Origin of the sequence: Undibacterium sp. Di24W, from assembly GCF_049340325.1 — a bacterium.
Lineage (GTDB): Bacteria > Pseudomonadota > Gammaproteobacteria > Burkholderiales > Burkholderiaceae_D > Undibacterium.
In genome coordinates this window covers 202,087-217,015 of the sequence record NZ_JBMPOP010000007.1, presented here as the reverse complement: position 1 = coordinate 217,015, position 14,929 = coordinate 202,087, and the positions used below count along the sequence as shown (strand labels likewise).

The 14,929-nt window shown below is 45.5% G+C and carries 12 protein-coding genes; 11 read left to right on the top strand and 1 reads right to left on the bottom strand.

The annotated features are described in order from the left end of the window. Positions 1-5: 5 nt before the first annotated feature. On the bottom strand, positions 6-536 hold the full coding sequence (locus ACO0KZ_RS16040; RefSeq protein WP_422997002.1) for a gamma carbonic anhydrase family protein: 531 nt from the start codon (positions 534-536) through the stop codon (positions 6-8). An 89-nt stretch (positions 537-625) separates the two neighbouring features. On the opposite strand from ACO0KZ_RS16040, the gene ACO0KZ_RS16035 reads away from it, so the two are divergent. The 11 genes from ACO0KZ_RS16035 to rmuC all read left to right on the top strand — a co-directional run bounded on the left by ACO0KZ_RS16035 (position 626) and on the right by rmuC (position 14,926). Further along, complete coding sequence (locus ACO0KZ_RS16035) at positions 626-1,501, top strand: ferritin-like domain-containing protein (protein WP_422997000.1); 876 nt, start codon at positions 626-628, stop codon at positions 1,499-1,501. A 480-nt stretch (positions 1,502-1,981) separates the two neighbouring features. Beyond that, positions 1,982-2,992 (top strand): flagella assembly protein FlgT middle domain-containing protein, encoded by a 1,011-nt coding sequence (locus ACO0KZ_RS16030; protein WP_422996998.1) that lies wholly within the window; start codon positions 1,982-1,984, stop codon positions 2,990-2,992. Between the two features lie 207 nt (positions 2,993-3,199). After that, the gene (locus ACO0KZ_RS16025) at positions 3,200-4,078 is read left to right on the top strand and encodes an alpha/beta fold hydrolase (RefSeq protein WP_422996996.1); all 879 of its coding nucleotides are present in this window, start codon (positions 3,200-3,202) and stop codon (positions 4,076-4,078) included. 324 nt (positions 4,079-4,402) lie between these two features. Continuing rightward, complete coding sequence (locus ACO0KZ_RS16020) at positions 4,403-6,325, top strand: M64 family metallopeptidase (RefSeq protein ID WP_422996994.1); 1,923 nt, start codon at positions 4,403-4,405, stop codon at positions 6,323-6,325. Positions 6,326-6,489: 164 nt separating this feature from the next. After that, positions 6,490-7,086 (top strand): RNA polymerase sigma factor, encoded by a 597-nt coding sequence (locus tag ACO0KZ_RS16015; RefSeq protein WP_422996992.1) that lies wholly within the window; start codon positions 6,490-6,492, stop codon positions 7,084-7,086. Between the two features lie 48 nt (positions 7,087-7,134). Next, entirely contained in the window at positions 7,135-7,647 is a 513-nt protein-coding gene (locus ACO0KZ_RS16010) for a hypothetical protein (protein ID WP_422996990.1), read from the top strand. An 89-nt stretch (positions 7,648-7,736) separates the two neighbouring features. Next, complete coding sequence (locus tag ACO0KZ_RS16005) at positions 7,737-8,942, top strand: hypothetical protein (RefSeq protein ID WP_422996988.1); 1,206 nt, start codon at positions 7,737-7,739, stop codon at positions 8,940-8,942. A 182-nt stretch (positions 8,943-9,124) separates the two neighbouring features. Beyond that, a complete protein-coding gene (locus ACO0KZ_RS16000) occupies positions 9,125-10,366 on the top strand; it encodes a cystathionine gamma-synthase family protein (RefSeq protein ID WP_422996986.1) in 1,242 nt (413 codons plus the stop codon). A gap of 38 nt (positions 10,367-10,404) precedes the next feature. After that, positions 10,405-12,936, top strand: coding sequence for an ABC transporter permease (locus ACO0KZ_RS15995; protein WP_422996984.1), 2,532 nt, complete (start codon positions 10,405-10,407; stop codon positions 12,934-12,936). Positions 12,937-12,989: 53 nt separating this feature from the next. Further along, positions 12,990-13,388, top strand: coding sequence for a group II truncated hemoglobin (locus ACO0KZ_RS15990; RefSeq protein ID WP_422996982.1), 399 nt, complete (start codon positions 12,990-12,992; stop codon positions 13,386-13,388). A 68-nt stretch (positions 13,389-13,456) separates the two neighbouring features. Then, positions 13,457-14,926, top strand: coding sequence for a DNA recombination protein RmuC (rmuC, locus tag ACO0KZ_RS15985; protein ID WP_422996980.1), 1,470 nt, complete (start codon positions 13,457-13,459; stop codon positions 14,924-14,926). The last annotated feature ends 3 nt before the right edge of the window (positions 14,927-14,929 follow it).

The following is a 14,929-nucleotide window of genomic DNA, read 5'->3' as shown; positions in this document are numbered from 1 at the left end:
AAAGATTACTCAGTATCGATACGCTTCAACTGTGTTTTATATTCCTGCCCGCGACGCACATAGTTTTGTGTGTTGGCCTGCATTTGAGCGATAGCTTCATCACTTAGCGTACGGATAACTTTGGCTGGTGAACCGACGATCAGTGAGTTATCGGGAAACTCTTTCCCCTCCGTCACCAAAGAACCGGCACCGACGAGGCAATTTTTGCCTATCTTAGCGCCATTCAAAATGACCGCTTGTATGCCAATCAGGCTACCTTCGCCAACACTACAGCCATGTAACATCGCTTGATGTCCGACGGTTACATTTTTGCTGATGGTCAGCGGAAAACCAGGATCAGTATGTAAAACGCAGGATTCTTGTAAATTGCTGTTCTCGCCAATGTGAATTAATTCATTGTCACCGCGAATGACGGTACCAAACCAGACACTAGCAAGCGCATCGATCTTCACCTTCCCGATAATTTTTGCGCTGTCGGTGATGTAAGCACTTGGGTCAATGTCAGGTGTGACATCGCCTAATTGATAGATTGCCATGTTGCTTCCTATGAAACTTCTAAAGAGGAGGGACGTAAATGCCGTAAAATAGTCATCTTGAAATAATCTGACATTTTACCGCCCTCCGCATGATTTCACCGACCTCACCAGAATTTTCTTCCTCCGCTAGCGACAGCGCTGAGAAAAATATTGATCTCGTTTCAACGCAAACTGATTTACGGTCGTCTGCCTTGGACTGTCTGATTCAAGCTGACGCGCGTAGCAAAGCTACGGACGTACAAGCATTGCGACAGGCATACTTGGCGCAACAATTGACCTTGAATGCGCGAACTCAATTGACGGCACCTGTGGAGATACCCGGTCGTCCGCTAAAACCTGAGCTAGTGCCGCCCCTCGGCGTCAAGCGCCGTGCAATGAACACGGTGGAAGGTCGAGCCACCTTAATTCATGCTCTGGCACATATTGAGTTCAATGCAATCAATCTGGCTTTAGACGCGATCTGGCGTTTTTCTGATATGCCAGATGCGTATTACAGCGACTGGTTGTTGGTAGCTCAGGAAGAGGCCTACCACTTCACTTTGCTGGCGGATCATTTAGTTACACTGGGCTTTGAATACGGTGACTTTCCTGCGCATAATAGCTTGTGGGAATTAGCCGAACGGACTCAGGATGATGTGCTATCCCGTATGGCCTTGGTGCCTCGTACGATGGAGGCGCGAGGTTTAGATGCGACGCCAGCCTTGCGCGCCAAAATTGCACAAGCAGGTGATCAGGCCGCCGCCGAAATTTTAGATATTATTTTGCGTGATGAAATCGGTCATGTGGCGATAGGAAATCGCTGGTTTGCGTATTTATGCGAACAACGTCAGCTAGAACCGATTGCATGTTTCGCACAATTAGCGGCACAATTTAGAGCGCCAACTTTGCGCGCACCATTTAATGTGGCAGCACGCCTTGCGGCGGGTTTTACTCAGCAAGAGCTTAATGCAATGAATATTAGTTAAATGCTCATGGATAAACTTATATATATCGGTTACTTATTGTTGATGGTCGTCGCCATTTATCAGATTAGGGTATCGATTATTATTTGGCGAGCGGAAGAGTTTGAGAAGATTCAGCGTGTATTTCAACTGCTTATTATCTGGATAATTCCAATATTTGGAGGGTTGGGCTGTCATCTTTTCCTTCGAAGTCAGCGAGGCACAATTCAAGCTAAGAGAAATGGATTCGTACATCAAGAATCAAACGTTGAGATTGGATTTGGCGATATTAAACCATAGAAGTCTACCGTTGAAACAGACCACATTTAACATAGCGCTCAACTCGGAAACTGCGCACAATGCCGTTTCAATGATCGGTATTTTTTTCAATCACAAGCTCTTCGGTTACTGTGCATTCCGCCCAGTTTCAGGTAGCTCAGCGTTAACGTTTATTAAGGCCAATCAGGTCAGCGCAAACCGATTTAGCTAAAAAGGAAAATAAGAATGTCTCAATATCGCGTCTCTTTTAACTGGTCAGGCACGACAGTTTTTCAGGTATTTTTAAAATGTACTATTCGGTTTGCACGACGCATTTTTTTGTTGACTACCGTGGGGGCAACACTTTTAACGTTAAGTAGTTGTGGTTTATTTTCTAAACCGCCAGCACCTATGCCCGCAGCAGAACGGGTTTTGAAAAAGAAAGTGGTGATGACAGGCTTTGCTGTCAACGTGGCGGCGCAGGTACAGGATCTTGACGATATTGCCCAAGGATTTCCACGTGAAATGCTAAGTCGTCTTGAACGCAGTGGCAGTTATATAGTGCGTCAATCGCCAAATCTTTTATCTTTTGACTTAAAGCAAAGCGCCCCGACCGCGAAAATCGTGCAGCAGGTCGCCGCTGAAAATGATGCGCAATTTGTGATCTCGGGTGAAATCAGAAATGCGGGTATCCGTAGCGATAAAAAATTTCTAGGCCTATGGGAAAGTCGTAGCCGTCATATCGAAGTTGAGTTCAGTATTTATGATGGTTTGAGTGGCGCTTTTTTAAGCCGTCATCTTTTATATCGTCCTGCTGACGATGATGGTAAGGTCGGGCGAGATAAACCTTTTGGCAGTGTCGCCTTTTATGCGACTAGTTTTGGCAAAGCGGTTGATTCTGTGATTGAAGAATCGGTGGCATGGATACGCAAGGATTTAGCGCCATTTCCTTTGATGGCGAAGATCATCAAAATCAAAGATAAACAAATTATTTTTGATGCAGGTTTAAGTTCGAACATCATCGTTGGCGACGAGGCTTTGGTGGTATCCGATTATGACCAATTGCCAACTTTAGGCTTGAGCGCGCAACAGGCGCGTCCTTTACAGTATGGCATTCCACAAGCGAGCATGGGTAAGATGAAGGTCATACAAGTTCAATTGCCATTTGCGGTTGCTGAGTTGCTAGATGACCAGAGTAATAAAACAGTGCAAGTTAAGGTAGGGGATTTTGTTCGTTTTGATACGGTAACGTATTGAATTCAATAGGATGGATGGACGCCGTGCTTGAGTAGTTGCAGTATTCATGTGAGCGTTATTACGGGCTCGGTATAAATGAAGGGTGCAAGGTTTATTCGAACATAAATCTTGCACCCTTTTTTCATTAAAAGCGGGTCAAACAACAAAATGCTGCAATAGCGTATAATAATCGAACGATCGTTCTATTTTTATATTTAGGTCAACATTATGAAATTAAGCCAATCCGAATTCGTTTCGCTGCGTGGATTAAACATGCATATACGCCATTGGGGTAATCCCGATGCTCCGGTGTTGTTTATGGTGCATGGCTGGATGGATGTGGCAGCCTCGTTTCAATTTATGGTGGATTGTCTGGCGCAGGATTGGCATGTCATTGCCCCCGATTGGCGTGGCTTCGGACTCACTGAATATCCAAAAGTGGAGAGTTATTGGTTTCCTGACTATGTCGCGGATCTGGACGCAATTTTGCAGCACTATTCACCAGATCAGCCCGTGAATCTCTTGGGGCATAGTATGGGGGGGAATATCGCTATGCTGTACGCTGGTGTACGCCCAGAGCGCGTCGCCAAACTGATTAACCTCGAAGGTTTTGGTATGCCGATGACGCAGGCCAAGCAGGCGCCAGGACGTTATAGGAAATGGTTGGAAGAGTTACGTGAAGTGCCAAGCCTGCGTACTTACGCAAGTTTAGAAGAAGTCGCGGGACGTCTGCAAAAAACCAATCCGCGCTTGTCCGATGAACGCGCAGCGTTTTTAGCGCAGCATTGGTCTAAGCAAAATGCACAAGGCGTTTGGGAGTTGTTAGCCGACCCTGCGCACAAAAATTCCAGTCCTATTTTGTATCATGTCGATGAAGTTTTGGAATGCTGGCAAAATATAGCGGCACCTGTGTTGTGGGTGGAAGCCAACGACACTGATATCTGGCGCATGATAGGATCAAAAGAACAGGCGCGCGCAGAGATTGATCGACGTATGCAATTCGTGCCTAAGATGCGCACGGAAATTGTGATGGAGGCGGGGCATATGCTGCATCATGATCAGCCTGAAGTACTGGCTAAACTAGTAGAGCGTTTTTTATCGGAATAGTTTTTCGGGTAATACAGTCTGAATTCTTTTATGATAAATTTCCGAAGAAGCATGAGCCTTAAAACGCCATGCTTTTTTATCGTATGTGGGCTGTAATATCGCGTGATTTGTGGTGTATCCCGCAACAAAGTTTTTTAATTTCAATTGCTTTGACGGCCAATAAATTTTTATTGCTATACTGGAGAGCATAAAATTAACGCTTTATTGCGACAAGGCTTAGATAGCATGGTTCTCATATCCGTGCATCGTTTTAGATAAACTCTGATTACTAAGTCTGTGTCTTACTTGCAGCTCAACTTTTCATCTCAGTTTTAAAGTGAATTTATGCCAGATATAACCCCACTCATAAAAAATGGTGATAGTGCAAACAGAGTTGATATTATCATTGTCGCGGAAGGCTATACGGCGGCAGAACGCGCAAAATTTATTGGTGATGCTCAAGTCTTTTTGAATAGCTTTTTGGGCGATAGTAATGCGCGTCTGAATGCGCCATTCTCAAATTACAAAAAGTTTTTTAATGCCTCAGCATTGTTTTTTGCTTCCGCCGAATCAGGCACCGATCAGCCGAATAAATCTATTTCCGTCAACACCTATTTCAATTCTACCCAGCATGGGAGCGATGGGCGTTTGCTATACGGTGATACGTTTGCTGTTGAAAATGAAGTTGCCAAGGTTTTTGTACGCAATGAGCGTGAGCTCATTATCGTGTTGGTCAATACGCCACTCTATGGCGGTGCAGGTGGCACTATCGCATGGGCATCGGCAGGAAATGCACTTGCTTCGGAATTGGCTTTGCACGAAATTGGTCACAGCTATGCCGGACTGCAGGACGAATACGTAGATGCCGAAGTTGCGAAGTCTTTTCCAACAACCAATCAAAATTTTTTAGATAGTCCTCATGTAACGGATTCCTTGAGCCGTATTCCTTGGAAAGATTGGCTAGGATATCTGGATGGCGAGTTAGGTGTCGTTGGTACTTACGAGGGCGGCTATTATCGCGCAAACGGTATCTGGCGAGCCACGCAAAACTCAAAGATGCTATTCTTGAGTCAACCCTTCAGTGCGCCAGAAAAAGAAGCCTTTGCCTTGCAGTACTATGCCAACATAGGTGACTACCTTACGGTTAGTACGATCGCCCCTGGTATTTATTCGGCGAATACGCCAGACCCGACTTTGTTCTCATTCAACTGGAAATATGATGGTAAAGCGCTCCCTAAAGGGGGGGCAGTTTATGACGCTTATGCGAATGGCGGTTATGCGATTGGGAATAAATTATCGGTAGTGACTACGGATAACACCGGGTTGATACGCAAAAATTTAGCGCAAACAAGCCAGACCGAGCAAATCAATATTGCCACTGCTGTTAAAGATAATACGTCGATTGTTACGTATACGGTTGCTAGCTCGGATGCGGGTTCAGTCTTGCGTTTTGGTGATGCAGACAATGTGGTTAGCATAAAGGATGCAACTTTACCCAACGTTTATATAGACGGCGGCAAGGGTAACGATAGTTTGAAATTCGGATTTAGTTTAAATAGCGGCATCAATTTCAAAATTCAGGAAATTCCAGGAGGTAGTTTTACGCTCAAGCAGCAAGATGGCTCTTTACTTGCGACTTATCAAATAGAAAGCCTGAAGTTTGATAACGTCGTCGTTAATACGCAAGTGCACAGCAATGCACAAACGATAAGCCGTCCTGTGCTTAATACTTTGCTGGATATCTATGTTGCCTTTTTTAATCGTGTTCCTGATGCAGATGGCTTGAATTACTGGATAGATAGCTATAAAGCAGGCATGGGGCTTAACAAAATAAGTGAATCTTTCTTTTCTGCTGCGACCGAGAAGTCGGCGCAGACGGGTTACGCCCCCAATCTGACGAATGCAGATTTTATTAATAAGATTTATGTCAATGCCTTAGGTCGAAAAGACGGCGCGGACTCTGGTGGACTTGATTACTGGTCGAAACAACTTGAAAGTGGTGCACAAACTCGCGGGACTATGGTGCTCTCGGTTGTCGGCGCAGTACACCAGTGGAAAGGTGACCCGGTTTGGGGATGGGTCGCTGATTTGTTGGACAATAAAATTCAAGTTGCTTATAAATTTGCGGTTGATTGGGGATTAAACTACAGTACGCCAGAGGAATCCATATTGAAGACGATGCAAATCGCATCGCTCATCACACCAACCGATACGACGGCGGCAATTCAACTGATCGGCATTGCTGAAGGGCAAATTCAGTTTATGTGAGTTGATGTGTATTGACATCGAAGGTGGTTCGAAAGCGTAGAGAAAGCAAAATTCTCTACGCTTTTTTTATTTTATCTGGAACTTTTTGATCTCTTAAATGGAATAGCTTAAGTAAGACTTATCTTCGAAACCGAATGCCTTAGACTGATAACAATTTGCGAAGCATGGATGATTTGATTTCTGACACCGAATTAATACGACAGATGCGGAATGGCGATAAGAGTGCCTTCACAGCCTTATATCGCCGCCATCAGGCTGCCTTATATCGTTATGCGGTTTTACGTTGTGGCTCGAATGCGCTCGCTGCGGACGTGGTGCAAGACGTATTCATGGGTTTGATGACAGATCAGTATAAATATGACGCTTTAAGAGGGCAGCTCCGTTATTTCTTATTTGGTGTAGCGCGTAATGTGGCAATGAAACATGATAGCGCGCTGCAAAAGACAGCTAGCGCAATGAATGAGCTTGAGGATGACGATCCGTTAGACGAAGTTATTTGTGAGAATGCTGCTCCATTGGAACGACTGATGCGCGACCGAATGGCCGAGGATTTACGGCAAGCAATCGCCAGCTTGGCGATGCATTATCGGGATGTATTGATTCTGTACGAAATGCATGAAATGTCTTATCTGGAGATTGCAGATATTTGCCAGATCAATGTGGGTACAGTGCGTTCTCGTCTATCGCGTGCTCGCCTAGCACTCGCTGAACGTTTAAGTCAGTACCGCAGTGCGTGTGCAGTGAATGGGCAGCGCGCATAACAAATATCTAGGGTATAGAGAATTGATGAATGGTAATTGGAAATGGTAATGAAAAATTTTGATGAAATAGACCTTGTTTTGAAACCGCACAATCAAGCTTTGAAGCGTGAGCTGCAATCTTTGCAAGCGCCAGCTTCAGTTGAGCAAGCTTTGCTGGCGGCATTCGATCAACATTTTCCCAAACGCCCTTGGTATCAACGTTGGCAGGAGTTCTCTTGGCAATTAACAACGGGTTTATGTGTAAGTCTGGTGGCACTGGTGCTGGTATTCAATCAAACCTCGCCCTTAGCGCCTAAAGCAAATCAGGATGCAATTGCTGATAACAGTGAACTTCAGGCCAATGACGAAATGCATGAAGAAATCCCTTTTCTTGCACTCAATTCCGGTGAGGAAATTTTGAGACAAGATGATATGCGTATTGTCAAGGCACAAATACCACATTCAGTGTTGGCGACTCTGGGAGTGACCGTAAATCCTGAGGTTGCTAATCAAAGCTCTAAAGCAGAAGTGTTGTTGGGTGCGAACGACGAATTTTTAGCAGTAAGATTTTTACCAAATTAATCAAGGCTGAATGCTGGGTAGCTAGCGTGGCATGGCGTTTGTTTAGTCAGCTTATTCAGTTAACTTAATCAAAAAAGGAAGGTGTGGATATGAAAAAATTAGTCATCGGCGCAGCGATTACTGCCGCAATTTTGAGTTTGCCAGCCTTGGCGATGGATCGCTCAGATTCAGTATTCGATACGAAGATCAGTAAAACTATTGCGATTGATAATGCCACAGCGGTCACCGTCATAATGGACGGGGAGCAAGATAAAGGGACGCCTGAAGGACGAAAAATAGAAATTGAGCGCGAAACCGTTGTGCGTAGGGCGAATGGCTTGGGAGACATGGCAATTGCTAATTCCGCCAGCGGCATGAGTTTTTTTCGTTCCTCGGGAAAATTGGTTAAGAATGCTCCTTATAGCGCAGAAGTGATTTCTGAAAGTCAGCAGAAACTAGCTGACGGCAATATGATTTCAAATAAAAGCTCGACGCTGACATATCGCGATAGCCAAGGACGTACCCGTGAAGAAATTCGTGATGGAAAAGGTGAATTGCGTGAAGTTATCATCAATGATCCCGCAGAAGGTCACATTGTCTTAAATCCAAAAACTAAAGTCGCAACCAAGCTGATGGATAAATTTTTGATGACAACCAAGTCAAATGGCGAAGCTTTGAAAGTTGTGACGGAAAACATTACACGCTCAAAAGATGGTAAAGACATCGTCGAGTTGAAATTGTCAGCTGGCGATGCCAAAGATCTTGAACGTCATGTAATTGTTCGTCGCGTAGAAAAAGCGGGTTCAGATGTGAAAGCCGGCGACAGCGAAAAAACTCTTACGGTGAATGTACGTGGTCCGGAAAATGGTCGCACTATGGAGATTGTAATGCCTGGTATGTCAGGTAATGGAGCGATGAACGCTAGCTTGGCTAACGTCTTTGGCGATGCTAAGTGGGCCAGCAAGCGTCAGACTAAGGCGCTTGGTAGCAAAGATTTTGATGGTATTAAGGCAGAAGGAAAACAAAGTAGTTTTGAGATTCCGGCGGGTGAAATCGGCAATACCAATCCAATTGTCGTGTCAGATGAAACTTGGTTTTCGCCTGATCTACAGATTACGGTCTATTCAAAACACAGCGATCCACGTTCTGGCGACAGAATTTATCGCTTGAGTAACATTAAACGGGACGATATTGCAGCGAGTATGTTCGCGGTACCCAGCGACTATAAAATGCGAGATATCGCCAAAGATATCAAGGATGCAAAAGAAATTAGAGAAATTCGTATGAAACGTGAAGATAAGAAGGAAAAGGAATGATTTAGAGACTGTCAGAATAATTCTTTGTCTCGAATTGATATAAAAGTAGGATAAAAATTTAAAAGGCGGGCCGATGTCAGTCGGGTCGCCTTTTTTATCGCTAAATTGACTGCTCTCGAAGCAAATCAGACGTTAACTGTTAAACTCCTCTTTTGTCTTGATTTTTGCAGGTAATTTTAGCGATGAACACACCAAAATCCTTGGGTTTTACGACCACCATTTTGCATAACGACCGTCAAAAAGAGATAGAGCACGGCTCTCACCATAAACCTATTCATACTTCAGTAACCTATGGCTACAAGAATGCGCGTGATTTGGCTGAGGTATTTCAAGGAAAACAATCAGGTTACCGCTATGGACGTCAAGGAAATCCTACCGTTTCTGCTTTAGAAGACAAGCTGACTAAGATGGAGCAGGGGGTTGCCAGTATTTGTTTTGCGACTGGTATGGCGGCAATTGGCGCGGTGTTTCAGGGTTTGCTGCGTCAAGGCGATCATCTGGTGTCTTCACGTTTTTTATTCGGCAATACCAATAGCGTATGGCAAACCTGCTCCGAGCAAGGCATGGAATTATCGCTAGTCGATGCCACGGATGTTGCCAACGTTGTAGCGGCGATTAAACCCAATACTCGTATGGTATTTGTTGAAACCATTGCCAATCCACGCACGCAAATTGCCGACTTAAAACGCATCGGCGAATTATGTCGTGAACGTGGCATTTTGTTCGTGGTCGATAATACGATGACGTCACCTTACTTGTTTCAGCCTAAAACGGTGGGAGCAGGGCTGGTAATCAATTCGTTGACAAAGTCGATTGCCGGTCATGGCAATGTCTTAGGTGGCGCGATTACTGATACTGGTTTATTTGATTGGGCCAACTATCCACATATAGCGGCAAATTTCCGTAAGCAAGCACCGGCACAGCAAGGAATGGCGCAACTACGTGCTAAAGCATTGCGTGATTTTGGTGCTTCCCTGTCTCCTGAGGCCGCGCATCAAGTCGCAGTCGGCGCAGAAACCCTGGCATTGCGTATGGAGCGCGAGAGCGCCAATGCTTTAGCCTTAGCGCAGATGTTAGAAGCTGATCCACGTGTCGCTGTCGTGCATTATCCGGGTTTGCCTTCGCATCCTCAGCACGCACTGGCGACAGAATTGTTTCGTGCTTACGGCGCCTTGTTCAGTTTTGAATTGAAGCCTGAAATTGATTGTTTTGATTATTTGAATCGATTGAATTTGGCAATCAACGCCACCCATTTGGGTGATACCCGTACGCTGGTGATTCCGGTGGCGCATACTATTTTCTTTGAGATTGGGGCAGAGCGTCGGTCTGAGATGGGAATCGCTGACTCCTTGATCCGGGTATCGGTAGGGATAGAGGATACCGCCGATTTATTGCACGATTTTGCACAAGCTTTAGCAGGCTGATTTCCACATAAGTCCAGCAAAAACTATTCAGGAGTCTCATGTTTTCTAGCATTTTGTCACTCTCTTTAAAAATGACGCAACGCGATTGGCGTGCTGGAGAGCTGCGTTTCCTTCTGGTTGCTTTAATGGTGGCGGTCGCGTCTTTGTCGTCCGTCGGGTTTTTTGTTGACCGACTGCGCAATGGTTTGAACCGCGATGCGCATCAAGTGCTGGCTTCCGATTTATTGGTCAGCTCGGCGCAGCAGCTCAATCCAGAGTGGAAAACAAAGGCGCGGCAAGCTGGGTTGCAAGTTGCGGAGACTGTGGTGTTTCCTAGTATGGCGTTATCCAACGGCCACTCTGGTGGCAATGGAAGTAGCGACACTAGCATGGCAAAATTGGTGACCTTGAAAGCGGTTACCACCAATTACCCATTGCGCGGTAAGTTGAAGTTGAATCTGGCAGATAAAGAAGTCGCTACAGATGAAACGCCAAAACTCGGGACGGTATGGATAGATCCCGCTTTGTTTGGTAGTTTGAAAGTTGCAGAGGGAGATCAGATTACGCTGGGTGAACAACAATTCAAGGTTGCTGCCAGTATTGCCTCTGAACCTGATCGTGGATCAGGCTTTTTGAGTTTTTCCCCGAGAGTTATGATAGCCATGGATGATTTGGCCGCGACTAAATTAATTCAGGATGGCTCGCGTGTGACTTATCGCTTGTTACTGGCGGGTGATAAATCAACGATCAAAGAATTCCAGACTTTTTTAGAACAAGAAATTCAAACAAAAAGCCTGAAAGGCGTGCGCTTGGAAACCATAGAAAATGGTAACGAGCAAATGCGCACCACATTAGACAGAGCTGAACAGTTTTTGTCTATGGTGAGTATGTTGTCCGCCATGCTTGCGGCAGTTGCGGTGGCGATGGCGGCACGTCGATTTATGCTGCGCCATATTGATGCTTGCGCCATGCTACGTTGTCTTGGATTAACTCAAAACCAAGTGACGGTGATGTATTTGTTTGAATTTTTAGTGCTTGGCGTTTTGGGTAGTATCGCAGGTGTGCTGTTAGGTTTTGCTGGACATTATGTGTTGTTGGAATGGCTGGGTAAATTAGTGACCAATGATTTGCCAGCGGCGAGTTTTTTACCCGCTTTACAAGGATTGGCAATTGGTATTTTGTTGCTGATTGGTTTTGCGATGCCACCGATTTTGCAGTTACGTAATGTGCCGCATAACCGCGTGATTCGACGTGAACAAGATGCTCCACAAGCATTGACCTTGGTGACTTATGGCTTGGGATTGGCGGTATTTATCGGTTTGTTGTTGTGGCAAACGGGCGACATCAAAGTAGGACTAATGGTGGCTGTTGGATTCCTGGTAGGCATGCTCAGTTTCGCTTTGATCGCCAGGTTATGCATGATGGGCTTAAAACGTTTGCGTAATGTGATCAATCATTCAGCATGGCGCTTTGCAATCACCGCTCTACAGCGCCGTCCAGGTGCTACCGTGGTGCAGGTGGTGGCGTTGTCTTTGGGTTTGATGGCGTTGTTATTGTTGACTGTAGTGCGTAGTGATCTGATCGCAGCATGGAAGCAATCGACGCCAGCCGATGCCCCCAATCATTTTGTGATCAATATTCAGCCGGAACAAAAAAGTGAAATCGCCAAACGTTTGGAGAATTTTGCCCAACCGCAAATTTATCCCATGATACGTGGACGCCTGATTGAGGTGAATGGCAGTGTTTTGAAGCCAAATAGCTATCAGGACGAACGTGCGAATAGCTTGGTGGAGCGTGAATTTAATTTATCCACGATGAAAGACTTGCCTCATTCTAATAAAGTCATTGCAGGTGAGTGGTATCAAGATAGTACTGCGACCGAACCAGAAGCATCAGTAGAAGAAGGTCTGGCAAAAACCTTGAAATTGCAGCTAGGCGATAAAATGACTTTTGATATCGCCGGGCAAAAAATTACGGCAAAGATCACAAGCTTGCGTAAGTTAGATTGGGGTTCGATGCGAGTGAATTTCTTTGTCGTGATTAACCCTAAAGCAATGCAAAATATGCCGCAAACTTTTATTACGGCGTTTCGTGTCCCCGACACGAACAAGCAATTCGCGAATCAATTGACGCTGGACTTTCCTAATTTGACGGTGATGGATGTCGGTGCCATTTTGAAGCAGCTACAAGATGTATTGGATCAAGTCATTACGGCAGTGGAATTCTTGTTCCTATTTACGCTGGTATCTGGTGTCTTGGTCTTGTACGCAGCTTTGGCGGGATCGCAGGATCTACGCATGCGTGAAGCTGCCTTATTGCGAGCATTGGGGGCAACGCGTCAACAACTCTCACAAGCGCAGTGGATAGAATTTTTGTTGGTGGGTAGTGCCGCAGGTGCTTTGGCTGCGAGTGGTGCTTCTGCCATAGGTTGGGTATTAGCGACTTATTCTTTCAAATTCGCCTGGAGTTTTTCTCCTTTGGTTTGGGGCGCCGGTATCGTCGTTGGCGCGATTTGCGCTTTGATCGGTGGTTGGTTGGGTTTGCGTAATGTCCTGAATCAGCCACCATTATTGTCATTGCGGAATAGTTGAGTGCAATAGCCAAGTGAAAAATTAGTAAAAAATTGAACTAACACAGTAGTTTTATGGAAATTGAAGAAGAGAAATCAAACTTATATGCGTTGATCGGTGGTGCGGATAAATTGCGTGAGATGGTCGACAGGTTTTATGATTTGATGCAATTGGAAAAAGAGTTTTCTGGCATCAACGAGATGCATCCACAACCAAACGACAGCTCACGTGATAAGTTGTTTTGGTTTTTATCCGGATGGATGGGTGGTCCAAATTTGTACATTGAAAAGTTCGGTCATCCTCGTTTGCGTGCCCGTCATCTACCCTACGCGATAGGCGTAGCGGAACGTGATCAATGGCTACGCTGCATGGCATGGGCGATGCAGGATGTTGGTATTGAAGAAGGTCTGCAAGAGCATCTGATGAGCTCGTTTTATCAGACTGCTGATTGGATGCGGAATACACCGGGGTAAATTAAACAATTTTATTTCAGTCAGAAATAAGCAAAACGTGTAAAAGTTCAAAGAAGAGTTCAAAACCAATGACCACAGTAGAAATCATCCTGATAGTAGGTATTGTCGTAATCGCACTGCTTCAAGTTATCATTTTGCTACGCAAGCAAAGCAACGGCGACGCGCAACTGCTAACGCAACTACAAACATTTCAAACACAATCGCAACAAGCACAAGAACGAAGTGAACGCAGCTTACGCGAGCAAGTGCAATCTACGGCTCAAGCCACGCGACAGGAATTAGGTGGCAATTTTACGCAGTTCCAGCAAGCATTGGCAGCACAACTTACTAGCGTTGCCACTTTACAGAACAATCAAATCGACGCCTTTTCGCAGCAACTCGTCAAACTCAATGAAAGCAATGCCCAGCAATTAGAACAAATGCGCCAGGCCTTGACTGTACAAGGACAAACAGCACGGGAAGAGCAGAGCTTGAGCTTGAAACGTTTTGCCGATACCTTAAATCAGACTCTAGCGAGCATGACCGAGTCAAATGCTCTGCGTATGGGCGAAATCCGTACGACATTGGAGCAAAAGATCCAACAACTACAAGCTGATAATGCCGGCAAATTGGAAGAAATGCGTAAAACGGTCGATGAAAAACTCCATGCCACTTTGGAGCAGCGCCTAGGGGAATCGTTTAAACAAGTGTCAGAGCGACTGGAAAAAGTTCACCAAGGTTTGGGCGAAATGCAACAATTAGCCATCGGCGTCGGCGATTTAAAACGTGTGTTGACCAACGTGAAAACTCGCGGCACTTGGGGTGAAGTACAGTTGGAAATGGTGTTGGAACAAATGTTGACGCCCGATCAATATGGTAAAAATGTTGAGACCGTGCCAGGTAGCGGTGAGCGCGTTGAGTTTGCGATTAAATTGCCGGGTAAAGAAGATGACAGGGCGCCAGTGTGGATGCCTATCGATGCGAAATTCCCGAAAGAGCAATACGAACGCTTATTAGATGCAGCTGAACGTGCTGACGCCGAAGGCGTAGCGCAAGCAGGCAAAGAACTAGAACGCGCGATTCGCAATGAGGCAAAAACGATTGCCGAAAAATATTTGTCGCCACCACTGACGACTGATTTTGCGATTTTGTTTTTACCTACTGAAGGCCTGTACGCGGAAGTCATGCGCCGTCCGGGTTTAGCCGATGAACTACAGCGCACGCACCGCGTTTCTATCTCAGGTCCTTCGACCTTGTCGGCTCTGTTAAATAGTTTACAAATGGGCTTCCGCACTTTGGTGTTAGAGAAGCGTTCTTCTGAAGTCTGGCAAGTTCTCGGTGCCGTTAAAACTGAATTTAGTAAATTTGGCGATGTATTAGCGGCTACCAAAAATGCTTTGGTTAAAGCCGCTGACAATATCGATAAAGCCGAAGTCCGCACCCGTCAGATGACACGTAAACTGAAATTGGTTGAGGCTTTGCCAACGGATACGGCGCAGAGTTTGTTGGGCCTGGAGGATAATGGGAATAGTGGGGATGATGCGGATGCAGAAACTTGAAAG

Bases quoted from the DNA above. Each gene is read 5' to 3' on its own strand.
- ACO0KZ_RS16040 (WP_422997002.1), bottom strand. From the start codon at position 536: ATGGCAATCTATCAATTAGGCGATGTCACACCTGACATTGACCCAAGT.
- ACO0KZ_RS16035 (WP_422997000.1), top strand. From the start codon at position 626: ATGATTTCACCGACCTCACCAGAATTTTCTTCCTCCGCTAGCGACAGC.
- ACO0KZ_RS16030 (WP_422996998.1), top strand. From the start codon at position 1,982: ATGTCTCAATATCGCGTCTCTTTTAACTGGTCAGGCACGACAGTTTTT.
- ACO0KZ_RS16025 (WP_422996996.1), top strand. From the start codon at position 3,200: ATGAAATTAAGCCAATCCGAATTCGTTTCGCTGCGTGGATTAAACATG.
- ACO0KZ_RS16020 (WP_422996994.1), top strand. From the start codon at position 4,403: ATGCCAGATATAACCCCACTCATAAAAAATGGTGATAGTGCAAACAGA.
- ACO0KZ_RS16015 (WP_422996992.1), top strand. From the start codon at position 6,490: ATGGATGATTTGATTTCTGACACCGAATTAATACGACAGATGCGGAAT.
- ACO0KZ_RS16010 (WP_422996990.1), top strand. From the start codon at position 7,135: ATGAAAAATTTTGATGAAATAGACCTTGTTTTGAAACCGCACAATCAA.
- ACO0KZ_RS16005 (WP_422996988.1), top strand. From the start codon at position 7,737: ATGAAAAAATTAGTCATCGGCGCAGCGATTACTGCCGCAATTTTGAGT.
- ACO0KZ_RS16000 (WP_422996986.1), top strand. From the start codon at position 9,125: ATGAACACACCAAAATCCTTGGGTTTTACGACCACCATTTTGCATAAC.
- ACO0KZ_RS15995 (WP_422996984.1), top strand. From the start codon at position 10,405: ATGTTTTCTAGCATTTTGTCACTCTCTTTAAAAATGACGCAACGCGAT.
- ACO0KZ_RS15990 (WP_422996982.1), top strand. From the start codon at position 12,990: ATGGAAATTGAAGAAGAGAAATCAAACTTATATGCGTTGATCGGTGGT.
- rmuC (WP_422996980.1), top strand. From the start codon at position 13,457: ATGACCACAGTAGAAATCATCCTGATAGTAGGTATTGTCGTAATCGCA.